The sequence below is a fragment of the Bacillus sp. LR_5 genome, assembly GCF_042709275.1.
This window is the reverse complement of the sequence record NZ_JAVAXX010000178.1, coordinates 1-13,698: the sequence shown is the minus strand read 5'-3', so window position 1 is coordinate 13,698 and position 13,698 is coordinate 1. Positions and strand designations below refer to the sequence as shown.

16 protein-coding genes are annotated in these 13,698 nt (G+C 41.6%); 7 read left to right on the top strand and 9 right to left on the bottom strand.

All coding sequences use genetic code 11. From position 1 onward, the window contains the following. The first annotated feature begins 33 nt into the window (after positions 1 to 33). Positions 34 to 750, top strand: coding sequence for an endonuclease V (locus tag RAC86_RS25925; protein WP_377886170.1), 717 nt, complete (start codon positions 34 to 36; stop codon positions 748 to 750). Between the two features lie 86 nt (positions 751 to 836). Here the strand turns inward: RAC86_RS25925 and RAC86_RS25920 are convergent, their stop codons facing one another. Next, positions 837 to 1,718 carry a LysR family transcriptional regulator gene (locus RAC86_RS25920; protein ID WP_377886169.1) on the bottom strand — a complete coding sequence of 294 codons (882 nt, stop codon included), beginning with the start codon at positions 1,716 to 1,718 and terminating at the stop codon, positions 837 to 839. A gap of 122 nt (positions 1,719 to 1,840) precedes the next feature. On the opposite strand from RAC86_RS25920, the gene RAC86_RS25915 reads away from it, so the two are divergent. Together RAC86_RS25915 and RAC86_RS25910 are read left to right on the top strand one after the other, a co-directional pair. After that, positions 1,841 to 2,386 carry a flavodoxin family protein gene (locus tag RAC86_RS25915; protein WP_369877596.1) on the top strand — a complete coding sequence of 182 codons (546 nt, stop codon included), beginning with the start codon at positions 1,841 to 1,843 and terminating at the stop codon, positions 2,384 to 2,386. Further along, the gene (locus tag RAC86_RS25910) at positions 2,383 to 2,604 is read left to right on the top strand and encodes a hypothetical protein (RefSeq protein WP_024572835.1); all 222 of its coding nucleotides are present in this window, start codon (positions 2,383 to 2,385) and stop codon (positions 2,602 to 2,604) included. Before RAC86_RS25915 ends, RAC86_RS25910 begins: the two co-directional genes overlap by 4 nt. A gap of 27 nt (positions 2,605 to 2,631) precedes the next feature. Here the strand turns inward: RAC86_RS25910 and chrA are convergent, their stop codons facing one another. Genes chrA through chrS form a run of 3 tightly spaced genes read right to left on the bottom strand, consistent with a single transcriptional unit; the run spans position 2,632 to position 4,248 of the window. Beyond that, complete coding sequence (chrA, locus tag RAC86_RS25905) at positions 2,632 to 3,168, bottom strand: chromate resistance efflux protein ChrA (RefSeq protein ID WP_029726023.1); 537 nt, start codon at positions 3,166 to 3,168, stop codon at positions 2,632 to 2,634. Then, positions 3,165 to 3,758: a chromate efflux transporter subunit ChrB gene (chrB, locus tag RAC86_RS25900; RefSeq protein WP_377886167.1), complete on the bottom strand. Its 594-nt coding sequence runs from the start codon at positions 3,756 to 3,758 to the stop codon at positions 3,165 to 3,167. Before chrB ends, chrA begins: the two co-directional genes overlap by 4 nt. A gap of 13 nt (positions 3,759 to 3,771) precedes the next feature. Next, positions 3,772 to 4,248 carry a chromate efflux transcriptional regulator ChrS gene (gene chrS / locus RAC86_RS25895; RefSeq protein ID WP_014478181.1) on the bottom strand — a complete coding sequence of 159 codons (477 nt, stop codon included), beginning with the start codon at positions 4,246 to 4,248 and terminating at the stop codon, positions 3,772 to 3,774. 213 nt (positions 4,249 to 4,461) lie between these two features. Here chrS and ggt point away from each other — a divergent pair, with 213 nt between their 5' ends. After that, a complete protein-coding gene (gene ggt, locus RAC86_RS25890; RefSeq protein WP_024572832.1) occupies positions 4,462 to 6,039 on the top strand; it encodes a gamma-glutamyltransferase in 1,578 nt (525 codons plus the stop codon). Between the two features lie 4 nt (positions 6,040 to 6,043). Here ggt and RAC86_RS25885 read toward each other — a convergent pair whose 3' ends face one another. From RAC86_RS25885 to RAC86_RS25875, 3 genes are all read right to left on the bottom strand, one after another. Next, on the bottom strand, positions 6,044 to 6,379 hold the full coding sequence (locus tag RAC86_RS25885; protein WP_014481121.1) for a DUF4181 domain-containing protein: 336 nt from the start codon (positions 6,377 to 6,379) through the stop codon (positions 6,044 to 6,046). A gap of 177 nt (positions 6,380 to 6,556) precedes the next feature. Further along, positions 6,557 to 7,174 carry a flavin reductase family protein gene (locus RAC86_RS25880; RefSeq protein WP_377886166.1) on the bottom strand — a complete coding sequence of 206 codons (618 nt, stop codon included), beginning with the start codon at positions 7,172 to 7,174 and terminating at the stop codon, positions 6,557 to 6,559. 173 nt (positions 7,175 to 7,347) lie between these two features. Continuing rightward, entirely contained in the window at positions 7,348 to 7,935 is a 588-nt protein-coding gene (locus RAC86_RS25875; protein ID WP_010886627.1) for a CotG/ExsB N-terminal domain-containing protein, read from the bottom strand. A 140-nt stretch (positions 7,936 to 8,075) separates the two neighbouring features. On the opposite strand from RAC86_RS25875, the gene cotH reads away from it, so the two are divergent. From cotH to RAC86_RS25860, 3 genes are all read left to right on the top strand, one after another. After that, a complete protein-coding gene (gene cotH / locus RAC86_RS25870) occupies positions 8,076 to 9,164 on the top strand; it encodes a spore coat protein CotH (RefSeq protein ID WP_088327121.1) in 1,089 nt (362 codons plus the stop codon). Between the two features lie 127 nt (positions 9,165 to 9,291). Further along, the gene (gene cotB, locus RAC86_RS25865) at positions 9,292 to 10,434 is read left to right on the top strand and encodes a spore coat protein CotB (protein ID WP_076457497.1); all 1,143 of its coding nucleotides are present in this window, start codon (positions 9,292 to 9,294) and stop codon (positions 10,432 to 10,434) included. A 59-nt stretch (positions 10,435 to 10,493) separates the two neighbouring features. Continuing rightward, positions 10,494 to 11,171 carry a DUF2642 domain-containing protein gene (locus RAC86_RS25860; protein WP_038429749.1) on the top strand — a complete coding sequence of 226 codons (678 nt, stop codon included), beginning with the start codon at positions 10,494 to 10,496 and terminating at the stop codon, positions 11,169 to 11,171. A 56-nt stretch (positions 11,172 to 11,227) separates the two neighbouring features. Here RAC86_RS25860 and RAC86_RS25855 read toward each other — a convergent pair whose 3' ends face one another. Further along, the gene (locus tag RAC86_RS25855; RefSeq protein WP_377886165.1) at positions 11,228 to 12,556 is read right to left on the bottom strand and encodes an arsenic transporter; all 1,329 of its coding nucleotides are present in this window, start codon (positions 12,554 to 12,556) and stop codon (positions 11,228 to 11,230) included. Positions 12,557 to 12,766: 210 nt separating this feature from the next. Then, positions 12,767 to 13,675 (bottom strand): acetoin biosynthesis transcriptional regulator AlsR, encoded by a 909-nt coding sequence (gene alsR, locus RAC86_RS25850; protein ID WP_003227859.1) that lies wholly within the window; start codon positions 13,673 to 13,675, stop codon positions 12,767 to 12,769. Between the last annotated feature and the right edge of the window lie 23 nt (positions 13,676 to 13,698).

The following is a 13,698-nucleotide window of genomic DNA, read 5'->3' as shown; positions in this document are numbered from 1 at the left end:
ACAATTGAGCGCGAAGAGAGGGAAACAAGTAAAATGGAAATACATCAAATACACGATTTTCATCTAAAAGATGAATCGGATTTTGTTCAAACACAACAATCCCTTAGAAATCGTATCAACCTATCCCACACGATCCATCCCAACTCCATCAACACCTGCGCTGGCGTCGACCTGGCCTATTGGGAGCAGGATGGAGAACCGTATGGGGTGTGCAGTATTATCGTGATTGACGCTGATACAAAAGAAGTCATTGAAAAAGTGCATAGCATGGGCAAAATCAGCGTACCGTATGTTTCCGGTTTTCTTGCGTTTCGTGAGCTGCCTTTGATCATCGAGGCGGCGAAAAAGCTGGAGACGGAGCCGGATGTCTTCTTGTTTGATGGCAACGGATATCTGCATTACAATCATATGGGCGTTGCCACCCATGCGGCTTTTTTTCTGGGCAAGCCGACGATTGGGATTGCGAAAACCTATCTCAAAATCAAAGGCTATGATTTCGTGATGCCTGAAAATGAAGTCGGTGCATACACCGATATTCTCATTGACGGCGAGGTATATGGCCGGGCGCTGCGAACGCGGGGGGACGTGAAGCCTATTTTCTTGTCTTGCGGTAATTATATTGATTTAGACAGCAGCTATCAGATCACGATGAGCTTGATCAATCAAGAAAGCAGATTGCCAATCCCTGTCCGCCTGGCTGACCTTGAAACGCATGTTTTGCGAACGTTTTATCAGAAAAATCACATGTAACACTTGGGGCTCTAAGTCATCAAGTGTTTTTTTGTATGTGTGTGCTTTCCTGGTCTCAAAAACCTTGTCGTCCTTGTGGAGAGGTTTTATTTGAATGTTTTCCGTGTCAAATCGATAAAAGCCTTTAATGGCGCAGACATCCATTTGTCCTTATGCCATGCTAATTGAGTGAAAACGGGGCAATCGCTCTGCCAATTGAGTTCTTTCATCCGGCCTGCTGCAATATCATCTTTTACTGTCATTTCAGGCAAGATTCCAATCCCAAGTCCGGCCATCACGCATTGTTTGATGGCTTCTATGCTGACGAATTCCAATTTGTTAGGATAGACACCAGAGTCATGCAAATTGTTCTCAAAGAGCGTGCGGTACGAGCAGCCGTCCTCTGTCAGCAGAAGAGTTTCGTTTTGAAGATCCTTCAATGTTACTGGTAAATCCGCAGGAAAAGGATGGTCATTAGCAGCCACCATTTTGATCTCATCCTGAATCAAAGATTCAACGTGCAGTGCGTCTTCCATCCGGTTTACATCCAAGATGAAGGTGATATCAAGCTGGCCCTGTAAGAGCTGTTCTTTCGCTTGTTCATTGGAGATATATGGTTTGAATATGAGCTTTACTTGGGGAAAAACCTGTTTAAATTCTTTTATGATAGGGGGCAGGCGGTATGTGCACTGGCTTTCTGTCGCCCCGATTTTTAAGGTTCCGGTTGTTTCTCTTACTTGATTTGCGGCCATTTTCGCTTCTTCTGTTAACGCAATGATCTTCTGTGCATAAGATTTGAACGTTATTCCTGCTTCTGTCAAGATAAGCCGCTTGCCGAGCCGTTCAAATAAAGGCGTCCCAATTTCTTCTTCAAGTGATTTGATCTGAGAGGTAACGCTTGATTGTGCATAATTAAGCATTTTGGCGGTTAGGGTGAAGTTTACATGTTCTGCCGCCGTAATAAAGGTGATCAGCTGCTTCAATTCCACTTGTTCTCTTCCTTTCTAAATCGGTTTTAGCGATTGGATTAATCGAAATAATCATCTGTATTGATTGATGAATCCATTATAAGATGAAGAAAATCATTCGTAAACAAAGGAGCAGATGCATCATGAAAATTGCGGTTATTAACGGCGGAACTCGGTCTGGCGGAAATACGGATGTTCTTGCGGAGAAGGCTGTTCAAGGATTCGATACGGAGCACATTTATTTGCAGAAATATCGAATTCAGCCAATTGAAGATCTGCGTCACGCCCAAGGCGGCTTTCGTCCTGTTCAAGATGACTACGATTCTATCATTGAACGGATATTGCAGTGCCATATTCTTGTATTCGCCACCCCAATTTATTGGTTTGGCATGTCAGGGACATTAAAGCTGTTTATTGATCGCTGGTCACAGACGTTGAGAGATCCGAGATTTCCTGATTTTAAACAGCAAATGTCAGTGAAACAGGCATATGTAATAGCAGTGGGCGGAGACAATCCAAAAATAAAAGGGCTGCCGCTGATTCAGCAATTCGAACATATTTTTCATTTTATGGGAATGTCCTTTAAAGGCTATGTGCTGGGAGAAGGCAATCGTCCAGGCGATATTCTTCGTGATCATCAGGCGCTATCCGCTGCGAGCCGCTTACTGAAAAGAAGCGATGCGATATGAAGTTTTTGCTGTCGGTCGTTGCTGGCATGCTGATTCTTGCATTCTTTTTATTTTGGAAGGTCCAGCCTCCTGTTTGGATACAAGTTGAAACCAATTCGTCCCAGTTGAAGCAATATGTGAGAATGGCAGGAACCACGCTGCAAGTCAAGCACATCATCAAGAGTGACGCAGGAGAAGAAACAGCTGTCATATCAAACGGCATTTCTGGGCCAAAATAAATAAAGCACCTGTCAAGGTGCTTTTTTCTATAAATGAGGGATCACAAGGCCCCCATATAAAAACGCCGCAATAATCAAAAATGCCGGATGCATTTTGAATTTTGTCATGGCAAGGAGCGAAATTCCCGCAATCACGATCGATTGGATCCAGCCGATCGCTTTGATGCCGTCTGCGCTGATTTGCCAGGTAAGAATGAGCATCATGACCGCGATGACAGGCTGGACGGACAGCGTCATGCCTTTGATGACAGGTGATTGGCGGAAGCGCTGGATGATGCGCAGCAGGACGATCAATGCGAGCGCCGACGGTACGACGGTTGCGATCAGGGCAATTAGGAAGCCGGGCCACCCGCCTGCGCTGTAGCCGACATACGCAGCGATTTTCGTGGCGATCGGGCCCGGCAAAGCGTTCGCAAGTGCGAGCATATTTGAGAATTGATCGTTTGAGAGCCAGCTGTATCTGTTTACGACTTCTTCAAACATTAGCGGGATAGACGCAGGTCCGCCGCCATATCCCAGTAGGTTTGCGATAAAAAACGCCATAAATAAATAGATCGATATCATGAGGCTGACATTCCTTTATCTTTTGAATGTTTATTTGTGATTTTGTCTTTCAGTTTAAAATGAAACGCCCCGTACGCTAAGAAAATGATAATGACCAGGCCGGGATTAATCTGTAAAGTTTGCAGGCCGATAAAAGCGATGATAAAAAACAGGATGCCGGTAACCCAGCCGAAACCTTTAAGCGCTTTTTGGCCAAACTCGTACGCCATGATTCCGAGCATTACCGCAATTACCGGCGTGACGGCACCGATCATACCTGTAACAATTGCTGAATGGCTTAACACATTTACAGCCGCAAACAAGCCCACCATCGCAAGACATGTAGGCAGAATGTGGGCGAGGGTCGCCACAACTGCACCTAATGTGCCTTTTAGCTTAAAGCCCAGATAAGCAGCCATTTTGGTGGCAATTGGTCCGGGAAGCGCATTAGCGATTGCTAATATTTCTCCGAATTCATCATCGTCAATCCATTTATATTTATTGACCGCTTCATGGCGGATCAGCGGAATCACGGAAGGTCCGCCGCCGAACCCTAATATGCCGGTGCGAACCATTGCGGCCGTCATATCCCGATAAGGATGGTTTTTCATTCGTTTCTCTCCTTTACAGCTTCATTCCCATACGGCTTTTGTATCGTTTGATCAGCATCTGGCAATCAACACTGACGACGCCTCGCAATGGATACAGCCGTTTTGTTAAGAATTCTTCCATTTCTTGATCGTTGGCAAAGATCCCATGCATATGCAGCTTGCTCGGGCCTGTCATGTGATAAAGGCTGGTGACCGCAGGCTCTTCCTCAAGCTTAAGAGCGACCTCTTCTAAAAATTGCGGTTCTACCTCGACATTGAAAAACACGGAAACATGAATGCCGATTTTAGCGGGATTGATGACAGCGGTGAATTTTTCAATAACACCGGCTTCAATTAATTGGTTGATACGGGCCTGGACGGCGACCCGTGACAAATCGACTCTTTTGCCAAGATCCGTATAAGAAATTCTGCCTTCTTCATGCAAAATCGTGAGAATTTGTTTATCAGTCTCATCAAGTACAAGGTTGGGGATTTGATATTCATGACTCAATTGCTCCACCTGCTTTCGTAGCCTTTTAGCAATCATTTTATCATAAAAGTTACGTATCGAAATAATAATTTTTTATTTGTTTTCGAAATGAATGCAAAAATATCTTGTTATTTGCGAAAAGTAGAAAGTTCGTCAGTTTTTCTGCCGGATCAGTAGATGTGAAAAATCAGGCTCCCTATACTGAAGAAAATTTCTTAAAAAAGGGGACTTGTGATGAACAAATCTGTCATCGGTACAAAGCAAATGGTCGTCAGTCCGCATTACCTCGCTTCTCAAGCCGGAAACCGCATACTGGATAAGGGAGGCAACGCGTTTGACGCCGCTGTTGCGGTGAGTGCTTGTCTTGCGGTTGTGTACCCGCATATGACCGGACTTGGCGGGGATTCCTTTTGGCTAACCTTTCACCAGGAAACAAAGGCAGTAAAAGTCTACAATGGCAGCGGCCGTTCAGGAAAAAACGTAACGAGAGATGTATATAAGGGAAAAAGCGCGATTCCGCTGCGGGGAATTGACAGTGCCATTACCGTGCCGGGAATGGTTGATAGCTGGGATGCGGTCCTGAAGGAGTACGGGCGTCTGTCTCTTGCAGATGTATTGGAGCCCGCACGCGATTATGCCCAAAATGGGTTTCCTGTATCAGCTGATCAGTGTCGTCACACAGAAAAGAATATTGAATTGCTGGCTTCCACGCCTTACACGGCTGACATCTTCACAAGAAGGGGCAAAGCACCTGTCCCGGGAGAGCGGTTTGTGCAAAAAGAGCTTGCTGACAGTCTGAACTTGATTGCTGAAAAAGGAAGAAGCGCATTTTATGAAGGAGATCTCGCTCAGCGGATTGTCTCACATTTACAGAATAACGGCAGTTACATGACAATCGATGATTTTAAAGCGCATCGGGGTGAGTGGGCAGTGCCTGTATCAAGTGATTATCGAGGGTACAGTGTGTATCAGGCGCCGCCGAATTCTCAGGGATTTACCGGTTTATTAACACTGAACATTTTGGAAAACTATGATTTCACCCAAATCGAACACGGTTCATTTGAGTATTATCACGTGCTTGTGGAGGCATTGAAAAAGAGTTTTCTAGATCGGGATGCCGTCCTGACTGATCCGGCGTTTGCAGACATTCCGCTTGAAAGGCTTTTGGACAAACGTTATGCAAAACAATTGGCAGAAGAAATCGGCTATCTCGCAATACCGGCAGAAAGCAGGCCGGTGGGAAGTGATACGGCATATGCGGCCGTAATCGATGCGGATGGCAACGCAGTGTCATTCATTCAAAGCCTGTACTTTGAATTTGGCTCGGCAGTCACTGCCGGTGATACAGGCATATTACTGCAAAACCGCGGATCGTTTTTCTCACTGGATGAAAATCATGTCAACACGCTTGAACCGAGAAAGCGCACCTTCCATACGTTGATGCCGGCTATGGTCTGTAAAGGCGGAAAGCCAAAAATTCTGTACGGCACACAAGGCGGCGAAGGCCAGCCGCAGACCCAGACGGCCATCATTACCCGAATGCTGGACTACGGAATGCATCCACAGCAGGCAATCAGCGAACCGCGCTGGGTATGGGGCAGAACGTGGGGAGAGGAATACGAAGGTCTCAGAGTCGAGGGCAGATTCACAGACAAAACAATCCAAAAACTGAAAGACAGCGGGCATCTCGTGGAGGTTGTCGGTGACTATGATCCGCTGATGGGACAAGCGGCTGCAATCAAAGTTGATGAAGAAGGCTTTCTCCAAGGCGGAGCCGATCCTCGGGGAGACGGAGCGGCTGTGGGGATTTAAATAACTATAGGGTACAAATATAAATCAAAAGCATAAACATAAGGGAGACCTCTACAATGTGGTACATATACTGTTTATCTTCAGGTCTATAATGCCACTCCATAAAAATTCGTATTGAGTCAATCACAATAAAAAATAAAAGAAGCAAATATTCAACTGGAAAAAAGGAGAGTGAAAACACAAACAAAATAAGTAAAGTGATTTCGATCCATTTGTGTGTATTGCTGACATGCTTATATCGCCAGCCGGATTTATCAATACCGTATTTTTTCTTTATAAAAAATTGAGAGGCGAGACTGATGGTAATAGCGATCAGCATTAAAATCCAAAAGTTTGTCATTCCAATTCCTCCTAATCTACCTTGATACGAAGAAAAAGGAAAAACGTTTCATAAAAGAACACCCCGAGCTTACTCTGGGTGTTCTTTTTTTTGATATTTTTTTAGTTATTTACAGGCGATATTTTGTAATCATAAGGTCTTTTTGACTAGTTTCTTCTATTTAAATAGTCCTTCTCTTCAGCTGGGACGAATCAGTGTGAATTCTTCCCCCAGCTTGGCATAGTGATTTCCCGCCAATCGTGAGGCAGGCTTTAATTCATCCGTTAAAATATATCCCTTTTCTGCATCATACACCTTTTCATCTAGGTGGAAGCAGACAACTCTTCCGATGAGCAGATCTGCTGTAGTGATGCCTTGATCATTGTCAAAGGTAATATGCCGCTCTAATTTGCACTCAAAGCGAACGCGGGCTTCCTTAATGCCGGGAACTGAAACAGCTTTGCTTTCAACAGGATGAAGCGAGGTGCGTGTAAGCTCGCTTTCATCCGGCCTTAAGCTTGCAGCTGTTTCATTGATATCTTCAATGATGGCTTCATCACTGACATGAACGACAAATTCTCCGTTCTCCACTGCGTTTCGCGCTGTATCTTTTTGGCGTCCTTCCGTCCTGTTAACAGAAATACTGAGAAGCGGAGGATCTGAGCTGACGACGTTATAAAAACTGAAAGGCGCGGCATTGACCGCTCCTCCTGAAGAAAGTGTTGTCACAAATGCAATGGGGCGGGGAATAACGGTACTTGACAATAGCTTGTATGTGTCTTTGGCACTAAGCTGATCAGCTTGAAATATGTACATAGCAACAACCGCCTTTATCGTTAGGATACCTTGATTATAACGAAATGGTTTAAAGGAAACCAAATGATGCGGGTTGCATATGTTATGTCATGACATATATCTAATACAGGGCAAATAAAAAAATAGGCTTCCGTACCTCCGCCGGCAGCCTATTGAAACAATGAAAACTTAGATTATTTGTATTTCTTTTTGACTACCCAGCAATTGCCGTCTTTCCAGTATTCTTTTTTGCTGTCATAATCATCGTGTCTTTTGTAGTCGTCGCAGTGGTGGTGCGGTTTTTTGTAGTATTTCTTATGGGAACGATAAGATTTTTTGTGTGTGCGGCATGACTTTTTATAGCTGCGAGATTTTTTCTTGTGAGAACAGTATGACTTTTTGTAGCTGCGCGATTTTTTGTAAGAACGGCAAGATTTTTTATAGCTGCGAGATTTTTTGTAAGAACGGTAAGATTTTTTATAGCTGCGAGATTTTTTGTGAGAACGGTACGATTTTTTGTGGCTGCGTGATTTCTTGTGAGAGCAGTATGATTTTTTGTGGCTGCGAGATTTTTTGTGAGAACAGAATGATTTTTTGTGACTGCGAGATTTTTTGTGAGAGCAGTATGATTTTTTATGGCTGCGAGATTTTTTGTGAGTGCGGTGCGACTTTTTATGACTGCGTTTTTTTCCATGAGGCTCTTGGTATAAATAATCCTTTAAACCTTCTTTTTTTGCGGATTTCACCGCTTCTTCGATGTCAGAATGGGAATAGTGGCCCAATTTGAAATCCTCCTTTTAAAAATATGTTAAGGATGAAGATCCTTACTACCCTCATAGTACGCGCGGTTTTAAAAAGTGTATAAGTGTTCCGCTGAGATCTTATAAAAATAAAAGCCTAAAATTTGTAAGGAGGATTATGGATGAAGAATCAATCCAATTTACCGCTTTATCAGCTGTTTGTTCATCCAAAAGACTTGCGTGAATTAAAAAAGGATATATGGGACGATGATCCGGTGCCAGCTGTGATGAAGGTAAATCAAAAAAGGCTGGATATTGATATTGCTTATCGGGGATCACATATCAGAGACTTCAAAAAGAAGTCATACCATATTTCCTTTTATCAGCCGAAAACATTCCGCGGCGCGCGAGAGATTCACTTAAATGCGGAGTATAAAGATCCTTCCTTGATGAGAAACAAATTGTCTCTGGATTTTTTCTCGGAGCTAGGGACACTGTCTCCAAAGGCAGAGTTTGTGTTTGTAAAGATGAATGGGAAGAATGAAGGGGTTTATCTTGAACTTGAATCCGTAGATGAATATTATTTGGCGAAAAGGAAGCTGGCTGATGGCGCGATTTTTTATGCGGTGGATGATGATGCCAACTTTTCTCTGATGAGCGATTTAGAAAGGGAAACGAAAACATCGCTGGAGCTTGGATATGAAAAGAAAACAGGGACTGAGGAGGATGATTTTTATTTACAGGATATGATTTTTAAAATTAATACGGTCCCTAAAGCTCAGTTTAAGTCAGAAGTGACAAAGCATGTGGATGTCGACAAGTATTTGCGCTGGCTTGCCGGTATTGTATTCACCTCAAACTATGACGGGTTTGTCCACAACTACGCATTATACAGAAGCGGGGAAACCGGATTATTTGAGGTGATTCCTTGGGATTATGATGCGACTTGGGGCAGGGATATCCATGGAGAGCGGATGGCTGCCGATTATGTAAGAATTCAAGGATTTAATACACTAACCGCCCGGATATTGGATGAATCCGAGTTTCGCAAGTCCTACAAGCGCCTGTTAGAAAAAACGCTCCAATCTCTTTTTACAATAGAATATATGGAACCGAAAATCATGGCGATGTATGAGCGGATTAGGCCTTTTATCTTGATGGACCCATATAAAAAGAATGATGTTGAGCGTTTTGACCGTGAGCCGGATGTGATCTGCGAGTATATTAAAAACCGTTCACAATACCTCAAAGATCATTTAAGTATTTTATGAATGCGTGAAAATGGGTATTCGCGGAAAAAGCGACAATTAGGCTATTGAATTAGTTCAACAAATAAATGTGACACGTATATATGCAGTATGTTTATCATCTATGTATAAGTGACTAGGAGGAATTTGAATGAGCAAGAGGAGAATGAAATATCATTCAAATAATGAAATATCGTATTATAATTTTTTGCACTCAATGAAAGATAAAATTGTTACTGTATATCGTGGAGGTCCGGAATCTAAAAAAGGAAAATTAACAGCTGTAAAATCAGATTATATAGCTTTACAAGCTGAAAAAAAAATAATTTATTATCAGTTGGAGCATGTGAAAAGTATTACTGAGGATACCAATAATAGCACCACAACAATTGAGACTGAGGAAATGCTCGATGCTGATGATTTTCATAGCTTAATCGGGCATTTAATAAACCAATCAGTTCAATTTAACCAAGGGGGTCCGGAATCTAAAAAAGGAAGATTGGTCTGGCTGGGAGATGATTACGCTGCGTTAAACACTAATGAGGATGGGGTAGTGTATTTTAATATCCATCACATCAAAAGTATAAGTAAACACGAGCCTGATTTGAAAATAGAAGAGCAGACGCCAGTTGGAGTTTTGGAAGCTGATGATTTAAGCGAGGTTTTTAAGAGTCTGACTCATAAATGGGTTTCAATTAATCGTGGAGGTCCGGAAGCCATTGAGGGTATCCTTGTAGATAATGCCGACGGCCATTATACTATAGTGAAAAATCAAGAGGTGCTTCGCATCTATCCTTTTCACATAAAAAGCATTAGCTTAGGTCCAAAAGGGTCGTACAAAAAAGAGGATCAAAAAAATGAACAAAGTCAGGAAGACAATAATGATAAGGACAGCAATTCGTTCATTTCTTCAAAATCATATAGCTCATCAAAATCATCTAAACGATCACTAAAATCTTCAGATTATCAATCATCCAAATCTGGTCGTTCGTCACGTTCAAAAAGTTCTTCAAAATCATCTAAACGATCACTAAAATCTTCGGATTATCAATCATCCAAATCTGGCCGTTCGTCACGTTCAAAAAGTTCTTCAAAATCATCTAAACGATCATTAAAATCTTCAGATTATCAATCATCAAAATCATCTAAACGATCACCAAGATCATCAGATTATCAATCATCAAGATCACCAGGTTATTCAAGTTCCTTCAAAAGTTCAGAAAAACAAAAGGATGATTATAGCTATGAAACGATTGTCAGAACGATAGACTATCACTGGAAACGTAAATTTTAATAGATAATGGAGGAGCATCAGATTAAGTGATGCCCTTTTTCAGTTAAAGGAGGAGAATCGTGAAAGGTTTGAATCAATTCCTTAACACAGATGTTGAGGTTGTCATTTCAGGAGATACAAGGTTTGTCGGCACCCTCATAGATATCGGACAGGATATTTTTGTTATTTTTGATGGCTGCAATTATCTTTATATTCCCTTGTTGCATCTTCATCAAATGAACAAGGCGAAAATAATGACCAGTACTGAGAAGCCATTTTTGATCAATCCGGAAGATGCAATGATAGAGGCAGAAACTCAAGCTTTTTCATATAGAAATACATTAAACAAGGTCAAAGGCCAGTTTATTGAAGTTTATGTAACTGGGGGTCGATCGATCCATGGGTATGTTACGAATGTTTTAAACGATTATATTGTATTTTTCTCACCCGTATTTAAAATACTTTTTATATCTATGCATCATTTAAAATGGTTTACCCCTTATTCAACTGAACAAACACCGTATACTCTTGACAACTCACAATTGCCGGTCGTGCCTTCCAAAGTTCCTCTTGTGCGTAATTTTGAGGAGCAGATCAAAAAAAATATTGGTGAATTGGTCATATTTGATATGGGAGAGGTGCCAGAAAAAGTTGGTCTATTAAAGGATGTCTCTAATAATATAATTGAGCTTATTAACGCAAGTGGAGAGCCAGTCATTTGGAAGTTAAATCATCTAAAGACAATGCATCTTCCCTAGTGTATACAAAACTGCCCTCTTGAAAAGCAGAAGGCAGTTTTTCGTTTCATACTGTGCTAAAGAAATAACCAACTGATCCAAAAATATAAACATGTTAACGTAAAAAGAACAGTCAGCGGAATGATGATAATGGTCGTTTTTATATATTCGCCCCATGAAATACTTTCATCATGCTGTTTTAATATATGCATCCAAATAAGCGTTGCTAAGGTTCCTATAGGTAATAATAATGAACCGATATCACTGCCGATAATATTGGCCAAGTAGATGATTTTTGTTGCTGAAGGATTCAGGGTCATTTCAGTTAAGGTAAAAGTACTGATCATTAACGCTGGATGGTTGTTAAAGAGATTAGAAAAAACTGAAGTAGAGATACCTGATGCGAAAGTTGCATGGGCGAGGCTTCCAGAAACCACAGGTTCAAAATAATTCACAAGTAACTCTGTGAATCCAATATTATGCAGACCATAAATTAAGACATACATAGTAAAAGCGAATATAAAAATGTGCCAAGGCGATTTATATAACAAGTCTCTTGGGGAGGTTTTGAAATAAATCCATCTCCAGCTCAACAGGATAAAAGATCCGATGACAGCGACTAGAGGAACAGAAATACCGGTATATGATGCTGCAAATAGACTCATTCTGACGAGAAAAACAAATGCAAGCACAAACAACATGATTTTTGTTTGATTTCGTTCTGGTAAAGGAGCTGATGGCGAATGAAGAGGATGGTACCTTCTATGCCGCAGAGACTGAAAATGGCCCGGTATATCTGGCAGGTTCTTGGGAAGACGTTTATAAAAGAACATAAACAGTAGACAAGTCATAAAAATGAGTCCCATCATACTAGGGACAAACATCATGGCGGTGTGAAGATATAGATCCATTCCAATGATTTTGAGAGAAATTAAATTAACAATATTACTTACGCCAATCGGTGCGCTAGAGGCTGTGGCTATTAAAACACCGCTTAATAAATATGGGGCTTTTTGATGTTTTTTTAAACCTAAATATTTTAGTACAAGCAAAAGGATTGGAGTTGTGATCAAAATGCTCCCATCATTATTCAGGAAAATGGTCATGAGAAAGCAGAGCAAATTGGTTAGCCAAAAAAGCTTGATGCCTGAACCCTTGGATTGTTGGAGCAGTTTTGCAGCCACCCAATAAAAGAAACCAAAGCTTTCTAGTGCAATGGCCATAATCATAGTGGCAAGGATTGTAACCGATGCACCCGTGACTTTTGTTCCGATTTCCCCTAAGTCTGCCAATGACACACTTCCGCACAATAAAACCATTAAAGCGCCAAATGTGGCGGGGATAGCTTCATTTAGTCCTTTTGGTCTCCAGAAAATAAAAATCATTGTTACGAAAAAAGCGAGCAATGTGAATATGCCGGTGAACTCAATAATTTACTTCACCTCTCTATCTTTCATTTTTAAAATCAAACTAATGTCCTGCGCTTACTGATGTCCTTGCCAACTATTTGTACTGTATGTATACGTATACTGATATAAAGTTGTACTAAGCGATTATATTAAATTAATAAAAATTCCATAAGAATCCCAAAAGAAAAAAGAGATTGCAAGTATTGTTCATGTACCTGCATCACTCTCTTTAGTTCTTGTCTGCTGACAATTTGAAATATGAATAAAATGCTTTATAAGCGGATTATGATTGTCTTTGCGGTAAGCGATAACCCATTCTGCATTAAGCTGTATTTGGTCCATTTTTCGATAAGTAACATCCAAATTAAATAATTTTTTGGCTGAGGAAGGAACAAATGTCATACCAATTCCGGCACTGACTAAACCAATCACCATTTGATATTCTGTGGCTTCCTGGACAATGTTGGGTCTGAAGCCCGCTTGTTCACAGAACTGAATAAAATCCATGTATAGAGTAGGCCATGCTTCTTTAGCAACAGTAATAATTGGTTCATCTCTTAAATCCTCAATCGTAATTGATTCCTTAGAAGTCAATGGGTGTTGCTTAGGCAAAGCTAAAACACAAGGGCTGCTTTGGGCGGTTTCGATATGTAAAGCTGTATGCTGTAAGGGAGGATGAAGTATACCAATATCAATGTTGCCCTTTAGTAGCTCCTCCTGCTGCCTAGACGAGGATATTTCACGCAGTTCTATTTTCACAGATGGGAATTTTTTACGATATTCCCGGACAATCGGCGGCAGAAATTCATATGTAGCTGATCCGACAAAACCGATTACGAGAAGGCCTTGCTCGCCGCGGGCCGTCCGCTGTGCCAGTTCAATTCCTTGTCCGATTTGCATCAATGCCATGCGGCAATGATTTAAAAAGATTTCTCCTGCTGCGGTAAGCTCGACAAATCGTTTTGTCCTTTTCAGAAGCGTAACTCCGACTTCTTCCTCCAGCTGTTTGATCTGCTGGCTGAGAGGAGGCTGCGTCATGTTCAGCCGCCGGGCAGCCTTTCCGAAATGAAGCTCTTCGGCTACTGCGATAAAGTATTGAAGATGGCGAAGCTCCATTCAATATGCATTCCTTTCCATAG

Excerpts from the sequence above, each read along its gene's own strand:
- RAC86_RS25925 (WP_377886170.1), top strand. The coding sequence starts at position 34 with ATGGAAATACATCAAATACACGATTTTCATCTAAAAGATGAATCGGAT.
- RAC86_RS25915 (WP_369877596.1), top strand. The coding sequence starts at position 1,841 with ATGAAAATTGCGGTTATTAACGGCGGAACTCGGTCTGGCGGAAATACG.
- RAC86_RS25910 (WP_024572835.1), top strand. The coding sequence starts at position 2,383 with ATGAAGTTTTTGCTGTCGGTCGTTGCTGGCATGCTGATTCTTGCATTC.
- chrA (WP_029726023.1), bottom strand. The coding sequence starts at position 3,168 with ATGATATCGATCTATTTATTTATGGCGTTTTTTATCGCAAACCTACTG.
- chrB (WP_377886167.1), bottom strand. The coding sequence starts at position 3,758 with ATGAAAAACCATCCTTATCGGGATATGACGGCCGCAATGGTTCGCACC.
- ggt (WP_024572832.1), top strand. The coding sequence starts at position 4,462 with ATGAACAAATCTGTCATCGGTACAAAGCAAATGGTCGTCAGTCCGCAT.
- RAC86_RS25885 (WP_014481121.1), bottom strand. The coding sequence starts at position 6,379 with ATGACAAACTTTTGGATTTTAATGCTGATCGCTATTACCATCAGTCTC.
- RAC86_RS25880 (WP_377886166.1), bottom strand. The coding sequence starts at position 7,174 with ATGTACATATTTCAAGCTGATCAGCTTAGTGCCAAAGACACATACAAG.
- cotH (WP_088327121.1), top strand. The coding sequence starts at position 8,076 with ATGAAGAATCAATCCAATTTACCGCTTTATCAGCTGTTTGTTCATCCA.
- cotB (WP_076457497.1), top strand. The coding sequence starts at position 9,292 with ATGAGCAAGAGGAGAATGAAATATCATTCAAATAATGAAATATCGTAT.
- alsR (WP_003227859.1), bottom strand. The coding sequence starts at position 13,675 with ATGGAGCTTCGCCATCTTCAATACTTTATCGCAGTAGCCGAAGAGCTT.